Annotated in this window: 16 protein-coding genes; 11 read left to right on the top strand and 5 right to left on the bottom strand. The window is 53.6% G+C overall.

What is annotated here, in order from left to right:
• Window positions 1-60: 60 nt before the first annotated feature.
• Window positions 61-711: an isoprenoid biosynthesis glyoxalase ElbB gene (gene elbB / locus Q0499_RS18960; RefSeq protein ID WP_299202864.1), complete on the bottom strand. Its 651-nt coding sequence runs from the start codon at window positions 709-711 to the stop codon at window positions 61-63.
• Window positions 712-923: 212 nt separating this feature from the next.
• On the opposite strand from elbB, the gene hemB reads away from it, so the two are divergent.
• The 6 genes from hemB (at window position 924) to Q0499_RS18930 (ending at window position 7,664) form a co-directional block, all read left to right on the top strand.
• Window positions 924-1,934 (top strand): porphobilinogen synthase, encoded by a 1,011-nt coding sequence (gene hemB, locus Q0499_RS18955; protein WP_299202861.1) that lies wholly within the window; start codon window positions 924-926, stop codon window positions 1,932-1,934.
• A gap of 54 nt (window positions 1,935-1,988) precedes the next feature.
• Entirely contained in the window at window positions 1,989-4,235 is a 2,247-nt protein-coding gene (ppk1, locus tag Q0499_RS18950) for a polyphosphate kinase 1 (protein ID WP_299202858.1), read from the top strand.
• A gap of 301 nt (window positions 4,236-4,536) precedes the next feature.
• On the top strand, window positions 4,537-5,310 hold the full coding sequence (locus tag Q0499_RS18945) for an ATP-binding cassette domain-containing protein (protein ID WP_299202853.1): 774 nt from the start codon (window positions 4,537-4,539) through the stop codon (window positions 5,308-5,310).
• 87 nt (window positions 5,311-5,397) lie between these two features.
• Complete coding sequence (locus Q0499_RS18940) at window positions 5,398-6,156, top strand: ABC transporter substrate-binding protein (protein WP_299202849.1); 759 nt, start codon at window positions 5,398-5,400, stop codon at window positions 6,154-6,156.
• 66 nt (window positions 6,157-6,222) lie between these two features.
• The gene (locus Q0499_RS18935) at window positions 6,223-6,915 is read left to right on the top strand and encodes an ABC transporter permease (protein ID WP_299202847.1); all 693 of its coding nucleotides are present in this window, start codon (window positions 6,223-6,225) and stop codon (window positions 6,913-6,915) included.
• Window positions 6,912-7,664: an ABC transporter permease gene (locus tag Q0499_RS18930; RefSeq protein ID WP_299202843.1), complete on the top strand. Its 753-nt coding sequence runs from the start codon at window positions 6,912-6,914 to the stop codon at window positions 7,662-7,664. The genes Q0499_RS18935 and Q0499_RS18930 overlap by 4 nt, the downstream gene beginning before the upstream one ends.
• Window positions 7,665-7,691: 27 nt before the next feature.
• On the opposite strand, the gene Q0499_RS18925 is transcribed toward Q0499_RS18930, so the two are convergent.
• Window positions 7,692-8,546: an SDR family oxidoreductase gene (locus tag Q0499_RS18925; protein ID WP_299202918.1), complete on the bottom strand. Its 855-nt coding sequence runs from the start codon at window positions 8,544-8,546 to the stop codon at window positions 7,692-7,694.
• A gap of 62 nt (window positions 8,547-8,608) precedes the next feature.
• Between Q0499_RS18925 and Q0499_RS18920 the strand changes: the two genes are divergently transcribed.
• From Q0499_RS18920 to Q0499_RS18905, 4 genes are read left to right on the top strand one after another with little or no spacing between them, the layout of a single operon-like run.
• Window positions 8,609-9,517 (top strand): hydrogen peroxide-inducible genes activator, encoded by a 909-nt coding sequence (locus Q0499_RS18920; RefSeq protein WP_299202840.1) that lies wholly within the window; start codon window positions 8,609-8,611, stop codon window positions 9,515-9,517.
• Between the two features lies 1 nt (window position 9,518).
• Window positions 9,519-11,600: an ATP-dependent DNA helicase RecG gene (gene recG, locus Q0499_RS18915; protein WP_299202837.1), complete on the top strand. Its 2,082-nt coding sequence runs from the start codon at window positions 9,519-9,521 to the stop codon at window positions 11,598-11,600.
• Between the two features lie 29 nt (window positions 11,601-11,629).
• A complete protein-coding gene (locus tag Q0499_RS18910) occupies window positions 11,630-12,649 on the top strand; it encodes a succinylglutamate desuccinylase/aspartoacylase family protein (protein WP_299202834.1) in 1,020 nt (339 codons plus the stop codon).
• On the top strand, window positions 12,649-13,161 hold the full coding sequence (locus Q0499_RS18905) for a DUF501 domain-containing protein (protein WP_299202831.1): 513 nt from the start codon (window positions 12,649-12,651) through the stop codon (window positions 13,159-13,161). The genes Q0499_RS18910 and Q0499_RS18905 overlap by 1 nt, the downstream gene beginning before the upstream one ends.
• Before the next feature lie 77 nt (window positions 13,162-13,238).
• On the opposite strand, the gene Q0499_RS18900 is transcribed toward Q0499_RS18905, so the two are convergent.
• Together Q0499_RS18900 and coaD are read right to left on the bottom strand one after the other, a co-directional pair.
• Window positions 13,239-13,487 (bottom strand): YfhL family 4Fe-4S dicluster ferredoxin, encoded by a 249-nt coding sequence (locus Q0499_RS18900; protein WP_299202828.1) that lies wholly within the window; start codon window positions 13,485-13,487, stop codon window positions 13,239-13,241.
• 35 nt (window positions 13,488-13,522) lie between these two features.
• A complete protein-coding gene (gene coaD, locus Q0499_RS18895) occupies window positions 13,523-14,002 on the bottom strand; it encodes a pantetheine-phosphate adenylyltransferase (RefSeq protein ID WP_299202824.1) in 480 nt (159 codons plus the stop codon).
• Between the two features lie 186 nt (window positions 14,003-14,188).
• Between coaD and Q0499_RS18890 the strand changes: the two genes are divergently transcribed.
• Window positions 14,189-15,451 (top strand): M48 family metallopeptidase, encoded by a 1,263-nt coding sequence (locus Q0499_RS18890; protein WP_299202821.1) that lies wholly within the window; start codon window positions 14,189-14,191, stop codon window positions 15,449-15,451.
• Window positions 15,452-15,651: 200 nt separating this feature from the next.
• Here the strand turns inward: Q0499_RS18890 and Q0499_RS18885 are convergent, their stop codons facing one another.
• Window positions 15,652-15,999: a Rap1a/Tai family immunity protein gene (locus Q0499_RS18885; protein ID WP_299202818.1), complete on the bottom strand. Its 348-nt coding sequence runs from the start codon at window positions 15,997-15,999 to the stop codon at window positions 15,652-15,654.
• Between the last annotated feature and the right edge of the window lie 56 nt (window positions 16,000-16,055).

Here is a 16,055-nt window from a genome sequence, read left to right as displayed (position 1 = left end):
ATGGCATAGAACGGCTCACTATCATATTGCTTTAATTATTGAGACCAATCATAACAGCGATCAGGAAAGTTGCAGCACCTTATCAACCAGTTTGTTAATGCCGGCGGCTGCTTCACTGATGCTACCCGCTAACATGTACGCGGGTGTTGTTACAATTTTACGGGTGTCATCAATAACAATGCTGCTGCAGTCACAATCCTGATGCTGACCGCCCATGGTTTCAATCGCCGTGGCGATCTCTTTATCATTGCCAATGGTACAGAGGGCGTCACCAAATAGCAGCGGCGTCATGGTTGGCGCGATGCAGATCAGGCCCACCGGCTTGCCTGCGGCATGAATGGCCTGGGCGAAGGTGATCAGGTCTGGATTGACCACCGCAGCAGCGCCGGCAACCGCGAAATTGCTCAGGTTTTTGGCTGCACCAAAGCCGCCAGGGATAATCAGTGCGTCGTAGTCAGCGGGATTGGCTTCTGCCAGGTCGAGAATCTCTCCGCGGGCCAGGCGCGCGGCCTCGGTGAGCACATTGCGCTGCTGATCGGCCATGACTTCACCACTGCGGTGATCGATGACATGCATCTGATCAATGTTGGGGGCCATACACTGATAGCTGGCGCCGCCCTGTTCAATCGCCAGTAGTGTTAGTACGGATTCATAGATTTCCGAACCGTCGTAAACACCGCATCCGGATAAAACCACTGCAACTTTTTTCATAAACTGAACTCCCTTAAGGGTGAAGGTAAGAGTCTGACAACTGATTCCTGGTAATTACTGCATCGACTGTCAGGCGTGATGGGCTATTGCCAGTATAAAAAAATACTCAGTCGCCAACTATAGCGCTTTATCTATAGTCGCCACCAAGTGGCTTCTGTCATAATAACGTAACTGTTTTCCGGTCAAATAGCCGCTTCTGGAGGAAGATTTCCGTGTCATTTACTAATAGTCAGCGTTTTTTCCCTGAAACCCGTATGCGTCGTATGCGGGCTGATGATTTTTCCCGTCGTCTTATGCGTGAAAACGTGCTGACGCCGGATGATCTGATCTACCCGATGTTTGTAATTGAAGGGGAAAATCAGCGTGAAGTGGTGCCTTCAATGCCGGGTGTCGAGCGGATGAGTATTGATCTGCTGGTTAAAGAAGCCCGCGAACTGGTGTCGCTTGGCATCCCTGCGATTGCACTGTTTCCTGTGACGCCGCTGAGTGCTAAAACTGAGCTGGCGGAAGAGGCTTATAATCCTGATGGTTTGGCGCAGCGTGCGGTTAAAGCGCTTAAAGATGCCTGCCCGGAACTGGGTGTGATTACCGATGTGGCGCTGGACCCGTTCACCACCCATGGTCAGGATGGCATTATTGATACCAATGGCTATGTTTTAAATGATCGCACCGTTGATACGCTGGTGCGTCAGGCGCTGTCTCATGCCGAGGCCGGTGCTGACATTGTTGCACCCAGCGATATGATGGATGGCCGGATCGGCTCTATCCGCGAAGAACTGGAGATGAATGGCCGTGTAAACACCCGTATTATGGCCTACTCTGCAAAGTATGCGAGTGCTTACTATGGCCCTTTCCGTGATGCTGTAGGTTCTGCTGGTAATCTGGGTAAAGGTAATAAATTCAACTACCAGATGGACCCTGCTAACAGTGATGAGGCCTTGCACGAGGTGGCGCTGGATCTGGCAGAGGGTGCCGATATGGTGATGGTGAAGCCGGGTATGCCCTATCTGGATATTGTTCGTCGGGTTAAAACTGAACTGAAAGTACCAACCTTTGTATATCAGGTTAGCGGTGAGTATGCGATGCATATGGCGGCATTTCAGAATGGCTGGCTGGATGAGCGTAGCGTAATGATGGAATCTCTGACCTGTATTAAACGGGCGGGGTGTGATGGCATTCTGACCTATTTTGCCAAACGGGCTGCGCAGTTACTGAATGAGTGACATTCAGTTGCTGCAGGGATAATCAAAATAAATAGTGGTTGTAAAGGTGCAGTAATGACAGAGCAGATCAAAGAGCAGGCGAGTGAGTCGGTCATCAATCAGGCCTCTACGCAGACTATCGAGAAGGCGACTGAACAGCTAATTCAGTCTGTTAACGAACAGCGAGACCCCTCTAATGAAGCCGCTGAAGCCTCTATTGCGCTGGTTGAAAGCCGTGAAGCGATTGCGGTAACGGAGCCGGTTGAAGAGCTGCCGCTGGACCTGAAAGCCCCTGAGCTGTATATCAATCGCGAGCTGAGCCATCTGCAGTTTAATATCCGGGTGCTGGAGCAGGCGCTGGATGAGAGTCATCCGCTGATGGAACGGTTGATGTTTCTGCTGATCTTTTCCAGTAACCTGGATGAGTTCTTTGAGATTCGTGTGGCTGAGCTGATGGCGCAGCTGAAGTATGGACGTGAGTCGGTAGGCCCTGACGCCCTGCATCCACAGGCGGTGATGAATCGCATCTGTGAGATTTGTAATGCTCAGGTTGAGCGCCAGTATAAAATTCTTAACGAAACGATCTTCCCGCAGCTGAAAAATGAGAATATCCACTTTCAGCGTCGCCGGGATTGGACCGATGAGCAGAAAGAGTGGATTCGTGTCTTTTTTGAAGAGAAGGTGCAGCCGGTTGTCAGCCCTATCGGGCTTGACCCGTCCCACCCGTTTCCCCGTCTGGTCAACAAGAGTCTTAACTTTATTGTTGAGCTGGATGGTAAGGATGCGTTTGGCCGGGAAAGTGGGTTGGCGATTATCCCTGCGCCCCGCTCCCTGCCGCGCCTGATCCGTCTGCCTGATAATCTCTGCAATGGCGGTGATAACCTGATCTTCCTCTCCTCCATCATCCATGAGTTTGCCGATGAGATGTTCCCGGGGATGAAGGTTGAGGGCTGTTATCAGTTCCGCATCACCCGTAATGCCGACCTGACCTTTGACTCGGAAGAGGTTGAAGACCTTGCCCGTACTCTGCGGGGCGAATTGCACTCCCGTAAGTATGGTGCTGCCGTGCGCCTTGAGGTAGACCAGCGCACCCCTGAAAACCTGATCCGTTTTCTGCTGCGTGAGTTCAGCCTGGATGAAGCGCATACCTATCGGGTTGATGGCCCGGTTAACCTGACGCGGATGATGGCGTTGCGTGATCTGGTTGATTGTAAACAGCTCTGCTGGAAGCCATTCACACCGGGTATGTCGGGCCGCTATAAGCAGAAAAATATCTTTGATGTGCTGCGACAGAAAGATGAACTGCTGCACCATCCGTTCCAGTCATTCTCACCGGTGGTCGATCTGCTGCGGCAGGCGGCTAAAGATCCTAAGGTGCTGGCGATCAAACAGACCCTTTACCGTACCGGTGTCAACTCTGACATTGTCGATGCGCTGGTGGATGCCGCCCGCAGTGGTAAAGAGGTGACCGTGGTTATCGAGCTGCGCGCCCGGTTTGATGAGGAATCCAACCTGCAACTGGCGGGCCGTCTGCAGGAGGCCGGTGCACTGGTCGTTTACGGTGTGGTTGACTTTAAAACCCACGCAAAAATGATGCTGATTGTGCGCCGTGAAGAGGGCAAGTTGGTGCGTTATGCACATCTGGGCACCGGTAACTATCATTCGGGGACTGCTCGGTTGTATACCGATTACAGTTACATGACCAGCGATGTCGATGTGGGAGAGGATGTTCACAAAATATTCCAGCAACTCACCGGTATGGGTAAGATTCTGCGGTTGAAAAAACTGCATAATGCGCCGTTTACCCTGCATGCGCGCATGATCGAGATGATCGAGCGGGAAGCAAAGCATGGTAAAAATGGTCATATCATCGTTAAAATCAATGGTCTGACCGAGCCTCAGCTGATTCGTGCGCTGTATCAGGCATCGCAGAAAGGGGTGAAAATCGAGCTGATTGTCCGCGGTATGTGCCGTCTGCGTCCCGGTATTGAGGGGATCTCTGAAAATATCTCGGTTCGCTCCATTATCGGCCGCTTTCTGGAACACACCCGGGTTTATTATTTTGGCAATAAAGGTAAGCCCGATGTGCTCTGTTCCAGTGCTGACTGGATGGAACGTAATATGCTTAACCGGGTTGAAACCGGGTTTCCGCTAACCGGAAAGCTGGCTGAGCGGATTAAGGCAGACCTGGATCTCTATCTGGCCGATAACAGCCGTAGCTGGATGTTGCACTCTGATGGCAGTTACACACCGAATAAACCCGCCGAAGGTGAAGATCTGGTCAGCGCCCAGGAAACACTGCTGAGCCAGTTTGGTAGTTAATTTTCGCCGCAATAAGCCGGTGTAAACCGTACCGATTAAAGTGGCCCTTCGGGGCCATTTTTGTGTTCTGCGCTTGTTGCTCTCCTCCCAGAGCCTCTCCTTCAATTCTATTTTTGTTTGCTTCCGCGCCTGTTTTGTGGAAAATTGTCTGATTCTATTATGTTTCTGATAGGAAACATGTGTGATAGCGGCAGAGGATCCTGCTTAACTTATTCTTAGTATCTGATAACGAGATGAGTGCTATCCTTCGCGTTATTACCCGCTACCAGCGGCACAATACATACCAGACGGAAGCCTGATCATGGCGAATGCCCCAACAGCCCTGGTGCTGAACGATATTCATAAGTCCTACGGTGATCTCGCGGTCCTGAAAGGGGTCTCGCTGACCGCCTATGATGGTGATGTGATCTCGATTCTCGGCTCCAGTGGTTCCGGTAAAAGTACCCTGCTTCGCTGTATTAATCTGCTGGAAAACCCCAGCCGGGGGGAGATCACGGTGGGTGATGAAAGCCTTGATCTGAAACCCGGTAAAGATGGTAATCTGGTCGCGGTAAACCGTAAACAGCTGGAACAGATGCGTGCCCGCATCGGCTTTGTCTTTCAGAATTTCAATCTCTGGCCACACAAAACCATCCTGGAAAATATTATCGAAGCGCCGACTCAGGTGCTGAAACAGCCCAAAGCTGAGGCGATTGCCCGGGCCGAGCAGCTGCTGGAAAAGGTCGGTCTGGCGGATAAACGCAATGCTTACCCGGATAACCTTTCCGGCGGGCAGAAACAGCGCGTCGCCATTGCCCGGACGTTGGCGATGGACCCGCAGGTGCTGTTGTTTGATGAGCCGACCTCGGCACTTGATCCTGAACTGGTCAACGAAGTGCTGGCGGTGATGAAAGAGCTGGCTGAAGAGGGGCGCACCATGCTGATCGTCACCCATGAGATGCGCTTCGCCAAAGATGTATCCAGTCAGGTGATATTCCTGCATCAGGGGCAGATTGAAGAGATGGGCCCGCCTGATCAGGTGTTCAATCATCCGAAATCCAAGCGCGTGCAGGAGTTTATGGCCAGCCACAGCTAAGCGTTTGACCGATGACCCGTTTTAAAAGCAGTATGTTATTGATGAATCAAAGAACCATTTAATAAGAACCATTTAAAGGGAAAAATGATGAATATACGCAAATTGTTTGCCACCGCTGCCCTTGTTGCCACGGGCCTGATGGCTGCGCAGATGGCCACTGCCGGTGATAAGATTCGAATCGCCACTGAGGGGGCTTACGCGCCGTTTAATATGGTGGATTCCAATGGTGAGCTGATCGGCTTTGATGTCGAGATCGCTAAAGCGCTGTGCGCGCAGATGCAGGCTGACTGCGAGATTGTCGCGCAGGATTGGGACGGCATTATTCCGGGGCTGCGGGCGCGTAAATACGATGCCATTATCGCCTCTATGTCGATCACCGAAGAGCGTATGCGGGTTGTCGACTTCTCGGAAAAGTATTATTCCAACGTACTGGCGTTCGTGACACCGGAAGGCAGCACGATTGAAGTGACTAAAGAGGGGCTGAAGGGTAAAACTGTCGGCGCGCAGCGGGCTACGATTGCTGGTCAGTATCTGGAAGATAATCTGGGCGATGTGGTTGAGGTAAAACTCTACGATACTCAGGATAACGCTTATCTGGATCTGGCATCCGGTCGTCTGGATGCGCTGCTGTCGGATAAATTTCCGGCCTATGACTGGTTACGCTCTGACGACGGCAAAGGGTTTGCGTTTAACGGTGCCGATATCGATATCAACGACGAGATCGGTATAGCAGTACGCAAGGGTGATGCGCTGAAAGATAAGTTCAGCGCTGCAATCAAAGCGATTGTTGCCGACGGTACTTACGCTAAGATCAATGAGAAGTACTTCCCGTTCTCAATCTATTAATCGCGGGTTAAACCAGCATTGCTAACCGGGGCGGGCTTTGACCGGCCCGTTTTTTAGGCGAATTTCATGGATCTGCAAGGCTTTGGCCATCTCCTGATATCCGGTACCTGGATGACCATCCAGCTGGCGCTGTCCAGCTTGCTGGTCGGTCTGGTGTTTGGCCTGATAGGGGCAGCGGCAAAGCTGTCAAAAAATCCTCTTGCCCGCTGGCTGGCAACCGGATATACCACGCTGGTCAGAGGGTTGCCCGAGCTGCTGCTGGTGCTGACCATCTATTTTGGCGGCTCCCAGCTGTTGATGTGGATCGCCGGATGGTTTGGTTACACCGAATATATCGAGATCGGGCCATTTGTAGCGGGTGTGGCGGCCCTGTCCATCGCCTTTGGCGCCTACGCCACCGAAGTGTTTCGCATGGCGTTGCTGGAGATTCCGAAAGGGCAGTGGGAGTCCGGGCTGGCCTGTGGCATGAGTACCCTGCGCACCTTTTTCCGCATTATTTTACCGCAGGTCTGGCGTCTGGCGATTCCTGGCCTGGGTAATCTGTTTCAGGTGCTGCTTAAAGATACTGCGCTGGTCTCCGTGGTGGGCCTGAACGATATTATGCGTCAGTCCCAGGTGGCGATCAGCGCGACCAAAGAGCCGTTTACTTTCTTTATGGTGGCCGCCTGTATCTACCTGTTGCTGACCGCTGCGACCACGGCCTTTACCATGTTTATGGAACGGGTTGCTAACCCGGCTGCCCGGGGGAATCGCGCATGACCTGGGAATGGGACGTCATCTGGAAGTATTTTCCCCGCTTGCTGGAAGGCGCCTGGCTGACCATGGAGCTGGTGCTGATCTCCGGTCTGATCGGTATTGCGTTGGCAGTGCCGCTGGCGCTGATGCGTGCATCGAGCCGCACCTGGGTGAAGGCGCTGCCGTTTGCCTATATCTATTTTTTTCGGGGTACGCCGCTGCTGGTGCAGATCTTTTTGGTGTATTACGGTGCGTCTCAGTTTGAAGCGGTGCGTGAGTCGTTGCTCTGGCCAGTGCTAAAGCAGCCCTACTGGTGCGCCATTATCGCTTTCAGTCTGAATACTGCGGCTTACAGTGCTGAACTGTTTCGCAGTGCGATTCAGGCGATCCCTACCGGAGAGATTGAAGCCGCGGAAGCGATGGGGATGAGTAAGTCTGTGCAGATCCGCCGCATCATTATGCCGAGAGCTTTTGGCATCGCCCTGCCTGCGTACGGCAATGAGGTGATTCTGATGCTCAAAGGCAGCGCCCTGGCCAGCACGATTACGCTGTTAGATCTGACCGGCATGGCGCGCACAATTATTGCCCGCACCTATACCCCGTTGGAGATGTTTCTCGCTGCCGGGTTTGTCTATCTGGCGATCAGCGCGCTGATCATCGCCCTGTTCCGCTTTATGGAATACCGCTTCAACCGTTATCAGTACTACCATCACAGCAACACTCCGGACGACCTGGACCCGCAGCTGCGGGATCCACATATCGACCAGAAGTAATCAGAATAGTTTTCGCAACCTGCCTGCTTAGCGCAGAAACGCTTTGATCAGTTCGGCGTATCCGGACTGATAATCAGGATACCTGAACTGATAACCGCTCTGTTTCAGCAGGGCATTACTGCAGCGCTTACTGCCGATGGTTCGCCGTGCTGAACGTTCGGTGATCTCAACCCCCAGCTGTGCTGCCAGCCAGTCGCCGACTTCGTGCAGCGGTGCTGGCTGATCATCGCTGGCGAGATAAACCGGTGCCAGTGGTTGCTGCTGTGACCGCCGCCAGAGATGCTGCAGCACCCCGACGCAGTCGTCCCGATGGATCCGGTTGCTGTAGCGTGGCGGGTCTGCGGGGTAGCCGGTGCCACGATTGACCTGGCTTAGCATGTAGTTGCGTCCGGGGCCGTAGATCCCGCTGAAGCGCACTACCGTGGCCGGAATGCCGCTTTGCAGGGCGATCTGTTCTGCGTCGAGCATGATTCTGCCGGAGAAATTATCCGGCTCGGTGGCGCTGCTCTCGTCCACCCATTCGTCATTTTGCTGATGGTAGACCGCTGTGCTGGAGACAAAAAACAGCTGCCGGGGGTGGATGCCCTGTTGCTGCAATGCCTGTAACAGATTTTGTAGCCCGCCGGAATAGGCCTGGCGGTAGACTGATTCCTCCCGCGAGCCCGCTGCAACCACATAGAAAACGGTGTCCAGCTGTTGCGGCAGACCCTTAAGCGTGTCAGTCTGACTCAGATCAGCGGCAATCCCTTGGATCGCAGGGGGCAGCTGGTTTATATTACGTCGAAGGCCAAATACCTGGTGCCCTGCGGCGGCCAGGTTCAGTCCCAGCTGACTGCCGACGTCACCGCAACCGGCGATTAGAATCTGATCCCTGTTTGACATATGCTTCACAGTACTTTTCCTGTTTCAGGTTGAGTCAGTATCATAACAAAGGAAAGCCTCGTATGACTCTTACTGAGTTACGTTACATTGTTACCCTGGCCCAGGAACAACATTTTGGCCGTGCCGCTGAGCGCTGTTTTGTCAGTCAGCCGACGCTAAGCATCGCGGTTAAAAAGCTGGAGGATGAACTGGGGACGGCGCTGTTCGAACGCAGTAAACATGCGGTTCGGGTAACACCGGTAGGGCAGAAGGTTGTACGTCAGGCACAGACGGTGCTGGAGCAGGCAGAGTCGATCAAAGACCTGGCTCAGGAGGGCAAAGATCAGCTGGCCAGTCCGCTGCGGGTGGGGGCTATCTATACCATCGGCCCCTACCTGTTTCCGCAGCTGGTGCCTGAGTTGCAGAAGCGGGCACCGAAAATGCCACTCTACATCGAAGAGAATTTTACCGAAAACCTGCGGCCCAAAATTCGCAATGGTGAGCTGGACGCGATTATTGTCGCGCTGCCATTCGATGAGCCGGATATCCTTACCCGGCCGCTCTATGATGAACCGTTCATGATGCTGCTGCCGAAGGACCATCCGCTGGCAGGAAAAGAGCAGATCGATAGTCAGACCCTGCATGAACAGGATCTGTTACTGCTGGGTGAGGGGCACTGCTTTCGTGATCAGGTGCTGGAAGCCTGCCCGGCGATCTCCGGCCATTCATCCGATAGACATACCATTACCGAAGGCAGCTCACTGGAAACGATTCGCATGATGGTCGCCTCGGGGCTGGGTGCCAGCGTGATTCCGAAATCAGCCACCGGGGGCTATTACCAGTCAGATATGGTGGTGACCAAACCGTTTAAAGCGCCTGCGCCGGTGCGTAGCGTTGGACTGGCCTGGCGTGCCAGTTTCCCCAGACCTCAGGCGATTGACCTGCTGATAGAAGCGCTCAATAGCTGTCCGGTAGCGGATAACAAACACTGATATGAACGGACCTGCCCTGGCGCAACTGCCGGTCACCGAACTCAAAGGGGTTGGGGCCGCGTTACAGTTAAAGCTGGAAAAACTAGAGATCTACACCCTGCAGGATCTGCTGTTTCACCTGCCGTTGCGCTATCAGGATCGCACCCGCATCATGCCGATTGGCGGCTTGCGACCCGGTGATGAGGGCGTTATTGAGGGGGAGGTGAAAGGTGCGGATATCGCCATGGGGCGACGCCGCAGTCTTGTCTGCCGTCTACAGGATGGCACTGGCACGATCACCCTGCGGTTTTTTCATTTCTCCGCCGCGCAGAAAAATAATCTGAAAACCGGTACACGGATTCGCTGTTTTGGCGAAGTACGCACCGGTGCCAGTGGTCTGGAGATCTACCATCCCGAATATCGACGGGTGGATGATACGGTCATTACTCCGGTTGAGGAGTCGCTAACGCCGATCTATCCTACCACTGAGGGGCTAAACCAGGCCCGCCTGCGAGCGCTGACCGATGGCGCACTGGCCTATCTGGCGAACGGCTCCCTGACAGAACTGATTCCGGAAAACCTGCGGCAGCAGTGGCGCTTACCGCCGCTGAATGATGCGGTGAACTACCTGCACCGTCCCCCTGTGGATGCGGATCAGGAACAGTTGCTCGACGGTTATCACCCGGCCCAGCGGCGACTGGCATTTGAAGAGTTGCTGGCACATCATCTATCGCTGCTGAAGCTGCGGCAACGCACCCGCCAGTCAGGTGCGCCGCAACTGGCAACCACCACCCACTATCGGGATCAGTTTTTGCTGCAGCTACCTTTCCCGTTGACCGGTGCGCAACAGCGTGTCAGCCAGGAGATCGCTGCGGATCTGAGCCAGCCCTATCCTATGTTGCGGCTGGTACAGGGTGATGTTGGTTCCGGTAAAACGGTGGTCGCGGCCCTGGCGGCGCTGCAAGCGGTTGAAGGGGGCTTTCAGGCGGCGGTGATGGCGCCGACTGAGATCCTCGCAGAACAACATTTTATCAACTTCAGCAACTGGCTGGAGCCGCTAGGGCTGCAAGTCGCCTGGCTGGCGGGCAAGCTGAAAGGTAAGAAACGGCAGGCCCAGCTTGATGTGATCGGAGATGGTTCAGCGCAGGTGGTCGTCGGTACCCATGCGCTGTTTCAGGACGGGGTAAACTTTGCCAATCTTGGACTGGTGGTGGTCGATGAACAGCACCGTTTCGGGGTGCATCAGCGGCTGGCGTTGCGGGAGAAAGGCCGCACCGATCATCGTGCTCCCCATCAGTTGATAATGACCGCTACGCCGATCCCCCGCACCCTGACGATGAGTGCCTATGCGGATCTGGACTGCTCCATCATCGATGAGCTGCCTCCGGGGCGTACGCCGGTCAATACGGTGGTGATCTCCGATCAGCGGCGTCCCGAGGTTGTGCAGCGGGTGCGTGATGCCTGTGGTCAGGGGCGGCAGGTCTATTGGGTTTGCACTTTGATCGAGGAATCGGAAGCGCTGCAGTGTCAGGCCGCCGAGGTGACCGCTGAAGAGCTGCGTGAAGCGCTGACTGAACTGCGTATCGGTTTGATCCACGGCCGGATGAAACCCGCGGAGAAAGCTGACATTATGGCCAGTTATAAAGCCGCCGAGCTGGATCTGCTGGTGGCCACCACGGTGATTGAGGTGGGCGTTGATGTGCCCAACGCATCGGTGATGATTATTGAAAACCCGGAACGCCTGGGCCTGGCCCAGCTGCATCAGCTACGGGGTCGGGTGGGCCGGGGATCGGTCGAGAGTTTCTGTCTGTTGATGTATCATGCGCCGCTGTCGCAGCAGGGCCGTGAGCGGCTGGCGGTGATGCGCGAAACCACCGATGGTTTTCGTATCGCAGAAAAAGATCTGGAGCTGCGTGGTCCGGGTGAGGTGCTGGGCACCCGACAGACCGGTATGATGTCGTTTAAAGTTGCCGATCTGCAGCGGGATGCTGATCTGCTGACCCGGGTGAAACAGGTCGCCAGTCAGATCGCCACTGACCCGCAGCTGAGTGATGCGATTATTCATCGCTGGCTGGGACGGGATGAGCAGTACGCCAGCGTTTAAATCTTTAATTATCAGGTATCTGAATTTCTATGTCTGTTCCACCGTGCCGGTTTTCCATTGCCGAATCTGATGCCCCTATAGAGTTACTGCCCCGGGATCTGAGTGCCTGGCAGCAGGGTAACTGCGGGGTTGATTATGTACATCGGCTGGATTCAGGCCAGCAAGGGCCAGAACTGGTGATTCAGGCACTCACCCACGGCAATGAGATCTGTGGCGCGAACGCCCTGCTGTGGCTGCTGGAAAACAATATCCGGCCGCTGAAAGGCGCGCTGACGCTGATCTTTGCTAATGTTGATGCCTATAAAACCTTCGATCCTCAGCGACCGTTTGCCAGTCGCTGTCTCGATGAGGATATGAATCGTATCTGGCTGCCCTCCCGGCTGACCTGCCCGAATAGCCTTGAAACACGGCGTGCCGTGGCTTTGCTGCCATTTGTTGAAAATGCCGATAGCCTGCTGGACCTGCACTCCACCACCTTTGCCGTAGCGCCGATGCTGATCTATCCCCAGACCTCATCTAATCGTGATTTTGCTGATCAGCTGGGGTTCCCGTTCCCACATCTGCTGTATGATCTGGGCAGTTATCACCCTGGTATCCTGATCTCTGAACATGAACAGAACACCGATGGCGGCGTGTCTCTGGTGGCCGAGTGCGGTCAGCATTTTGCCAAAGCAACTACGGCTCAGGCGCTGGCGGTCACTCTACGCTTTATCGCGCTGCATGGCATGCTTGACCCTGCGGTTGAACTGCCTGAATGGGGCTACCAGCCGGATAGCAGTGCGGGCCATTACCGTATCGACACGGTGTTAACGGCGCAGAGCGAACAGTTTCGTTTTGCTGAGTCGGTCAGAGGTTTTGAGCAGTATAACAAGGGCGAACTGATCGCCACCGATGATCAGGAGCTGATCGCCGCGCCATTCGATAACTGCGCCCTGATTATGCCCGCCAGAGTGCCGGTTGCCGGTGAAGAGGTGGTTACCCTGGCCGAGCGTTTGGATCGTTCTGCAGCGGGTCAGAAACAACACGGAAAACAGGAACAGGAGCTTTAATGTCAGTCTCTGCACACCAACGTGAACTGATCGAACAACAGCTGGGCCGTAAACCCCGCGGACTGGTAGATATAGCCTGGCAGAATGAACAGGGCATCCCCGCAGTACTGCAGATGCGCTCGCTGGTGGATGATCAGCCTTTCCCGACGCTGTACTGGCTGAGTTCCAAAGATCTTTATCAGGCGATTGCAGAGATCGAAACCGGCGGCGAGGTAAAACGGATAGAGCAGCAACTGGAAACCGACGATGAGCTGCGTGCGGCACATCTGGCCGACCAGCAACGCTATGTTGATCTGCGCTGGCAGCTGATGGCTGATAGCGACCGGCAGCGTATTGATGAGCTGGGTTTTACCGCGCTGTTCAGTCAGTATGGCATCGGCGGCATTCGCCACTGGGATAAAGTCCGCTGCCTGCATATGCAGTACGCCTACCACCTGGCGGTGGGCGGCACGGCGATTGGCCGGTTAATCGATCAGCGTTACGGTTTGAATACCCTGCAGCTGACACTCTGAACGGTAAAGACCGGAACGAGAAATATCAGCCATAAAAAAAGCAGGCCGAAGCCTGCTTTTATAACCAATGTAAGTACTTACTTACCGGTTAGCTTATGGTATTTCTCCATTAGCTGATCTTCGTTTTCAACGTGATCCGGATCTTTAGGGATACAGTCTACCGGACACACTTCAACACACTGCGGCGTGTCATAGTGACCGACACACTCAGTACATTTTGAAGGGTTGATCTCATAGATCTCATCACCGGGAGCAATCGCCTCGTTAGGGCATTCCGGCTCACATACGTCACAGTTAATGCATTCATCTGTGATAATTAATGCCATTGTGGCTACCTCACTGACTCGTAATTACTTGAAAATTAGCGTCCGAAATGATCTTTCAGTACTTTATTGACTGAAGGATGCACAAATTGTTCTACATCACCGCCCAGACTCGCGATTTCACGAATCAGCGTCGATGAAATAAAGGACAGGTGCTCCGCCGGCGTCAGAAAGATGCTCTCTGTCTTCGGCGCTAGCTTGCGGTTCATATTGGCAAGCTGAAACTCATACTCGAAGTCTGAAACAGCACGCAGACCGCGCAGGATGATATTAGCATTCTGCTGACGAACCAGCTCGGCCAATAAGCAATCGAAGCCGATCACTTCGATATTATCCAGATGCGATGTTACCGTTTCTACCAATCTAACCCGCTCTTCCAGCCGCAGTAGTGGTTCTTTATTGGGGCTGGATGCAATGGCTACAACAACTTTATCGAACAGCTTGGATGCACGTTCAACCAGATCGGCGTGGCCATTTGTTATAGGGTCAAATGTACCCGGGTATACTGCAATGTTCATTATGAGTTCACGTCTACTCTGCTTGAATGAATATTAGCAAATCCGCAAGTGCGCGATATTAGCTGAATTGCTAGGCTATCACAAATACAATAATGGAATGTATTGATCTTTGGTGGTTATAAGAAAAATTATTTTAATAATAATATAGAATATATTGGTTGAGATGGACGAATGAAAGGTGATCGGATGATAGTAAAACAACGCTTAGCTCTGCTGCTAATGGTGCTCAGTGTCGCCCTGTTGAGTGGCTGCCAAACTCTGCAGAATATTGATAAAGGGTTGTATGACGTGGCTGAGTCGATAACAGAAACTGACCGGGTGACCGGCCAACGAACCCTCAGCGCGGCTGACCGCAGTGCCCAGATACGCCAGGGCAATGCCGCGGTTGAACAGCTACTGGCTGAGGAGAAGAAAGCGGGCCGGAAGCTTGATGCCGCGCTTGATCGTAAACAGTACCAGCGTCTGGTGCGGATTTTTGATCGTATACATCAGGTCAGTCACCTGAGTCAGGAGCGCTGGCAGCCGATACTGATCGACCGTGACACCTTTAACGCGTTCACCACCGGAGGCACTTATATCGTCGTCCACCGCGGGCTGATGCAACAGCTCAATGATGCCGAGGTGGCGGCGGTTGTCGGCCATGAGATCGCCCATACCGTGGCTAACCATGTGGGTGAGCGACAGACAACGCAGCAGATTAGTCTGCTGGCCTCCAGCGCTGCGCGTAAGGACGGCTATCAGGCAGCTTACACCCATGAACTGGAGCGGGAAGCGGATCGTATCGGCGTGCTATACGCGGCACTGGCAGGCTATGATCCCTATGCCGCCACCGGCATCTGGCAGCGACAGCTGAGACAGGAGGGTAACGCCCGCAGCCTGTTTGCCCACGATCACCCGGTAAATGCCGAGCGTGCAGCAGAGACAAAGGCGCTGGCTGACCGGGTAAAACAATATTACCAGCCGGGCCGGATCAACCCCAATTCAGCAGCCCTGCTAGACAATAACAGCCTGTGGCAAAAACGGGAAAACCAGGATGCCGCCACTGCCGGTGAAGGCGGCGGCGTTTCCGCCATTCTCTCCACCGCGCTGGGCGCCTATGTTGGTCACCAACAAGCGAAACAGGAAGCGGTACGACAGGCTCAGTATGCCCAGTTTGTCAAAGCCGTGGAAAGCTACATGAAACTGGAACAACAGCGCCGCGCGAGCGACAAAAGCTGGACCACCCGCTGGCGCTATTCCGGCAACCTGCCGCTCAAAGGCGTGATCATGGGCTTTATGGCCCAGGACAGTGGCGGAAAGATATACCGCTACGTCGCCCATCAACCCGGCATCGTCCGTCCGGGCCAGCGCTTCGACCTCACCTTCAAAACCAACGACGGCACCACGCTGAAGCAGATCGAGAAGATGAAGGCTCGGTATTATGTTGATGATGCAGTGCCGGCGAGGTAGCTCTTTAGTGGCTAGTTGCTAGAACGTCGCTTCGCGACTGCTAGTGGCTAGTCAGAGCCTCCGTTAGCGCGGAGGCTTGAAGCGGGTTTTATGGGGGCGGGAATTTGTGAGAAGAGCAAAAAGGCCAGGCCTGAAATTGCATATTGAATGAAGTGTATGGAAGGTCTGGTTTCGACATAAAGTAGATAGATATGGATTATCTACTGCTTACAAGGGAAAGCTGTTTCTAGCGCCATTACGACAGATATTACCCCTATTTCATGACGGTATTTGGGATAGTCCTTAATGAAATTCTTAACAATATCTCCCATCTGATCATTACGAACACCAGAAGGAATACATTGTAGGTATTCAATTTTCTGAAATTTTGCTAAATCTATAATGCCCGCTATATAGCCCAGACCATGATTCTTTCCTGCTTGCGATGCATTGCTTAAGCGGTCATATAGCATATTTCCATCCATTAGATATTTATCTTCAGCTGCAACTTGCGGTGTAACAACTACCATGTAAATTAAAAATACAGTTCTACTAAACCACTTTTTCAAAATCAAATTTCCTACATTGTTTATAATAAATAAGTCTATAGGCGCGGGCAGACAAA

It is taken from the genome of uncultured Amphritea sp., from assembly GCF_937127095.1.
Lineage (GTDB): Bacteria > Pseudomonadota > Gammaproteobacteria > Pseudomonadales > Balneatricaceae > Amphritea.
This window is presented reverse-complemented; position numbering and strand designations above follow the sequence as displayed.

What these genes read in the sequence shown, in the direction of transcription:
- Q0499_RS18900 (WP_299202828.1), bottom strand. Translation starts at nt 13,487, where the DNA reads ATGGCATTAATTATCACAGATGAATGCATTAACTGTGACGTATGTGAG.
- Q0499_RS18925 (WP_299202918.1), bottom strand. Translation starts at nt 8,546, where the DNA reads ATGTCAAACAGGGATCAGATTCTAATCGCCGGTTGCGGTGACGTCGGC.
- ppk1 (WP_299202858.1), top strand. Translation starts at nt 1,989, where the DNA reads ATGACAGAGCAGATCAAAGAGCAGGCGAGTGAGTCGGTCATCAATCAG.
- Q0499_RS18920 (WP_299202840.1), top strand. Translation starts at nt 8,609, where the DNA reads ATGACTCTTACTGAGTTACGTTACATTGTTACCCTGGCCCAGGAACAA.
- Q0499_RS18890 (WP_299202821.1), top strand. Translation starts at nt 14,189, where the DNA reads ATGATAGTAAAACAACGCTTAGCTCTGCTGCTAATGGTGCTCAGTGTC.
- elbB (WP_299202864.1), bottom strand. Translation starts at nt 711, where the DNA reads ATGAAAAAAGTTGCAGTGGTTTTATCCGGATGCGGTGTTTACGACGGT.
- Q0499_RS18910 (WP_299202834.1), top strand. Translation starts at nt 11,630, where the DNA reads ATGTCTGTTCCACCGTGCCGGTTTTCCATTGCCGAATCTGATGCCCCT.
- Q0499_RS18905 (WP_299202831.1), top strand. Translation starts at nt 12,649, where the DNA reads ATGTCAGTCTCTGCACACCAACGTGAACTGATCGAACAACAGCTGGGC.
- Q0499_RS18935 (WP_299202847.1), top strand. Translation starts at nt 6,223, where the DNA reads ATGGATCTGCAAGGCTTTGGCCATCTCCTGATATCCGGTACCTGGATG.
- Q0499_RS18930 (WP_299202843.1), top strand. Translation starts at nt 6,912, where the DNA reads ATGACCTGGGAATGGGACGTCATCTGGAAGTATTTTCCCCGCTTGCTG.
- coaD (WP_299202824.1), bottom strand. Translation starts at nt 14,002, where the DNA reads ATGAACATTGCAGTATACCCGGGTACATTTGACCCTATAACAAATGGC.
- Q0499_RS18940 (WP_299202849.1), top strand. Translation starts at nt 5,398, where the DNA reads ATGAATATACGCAAATTGTTTGCCACCGCTGCCCTTGTTGCCACGGGC.
- Q0499_RS18945 (WP_299202853.1), top strand. Translation starts at nt 4,537, where the DNA reads ATGGCGAATGCCCCAACAGCCCTGGTGCTGAACGATATTCATAAGTCC.
- recG (WP_299202837.1), top strand. Translation starts at nt 9,519, where the DNA reads ATGAACGGACCTGCCCTGGCGCAACTGCCGGTCACCGAACTCAAAGGG.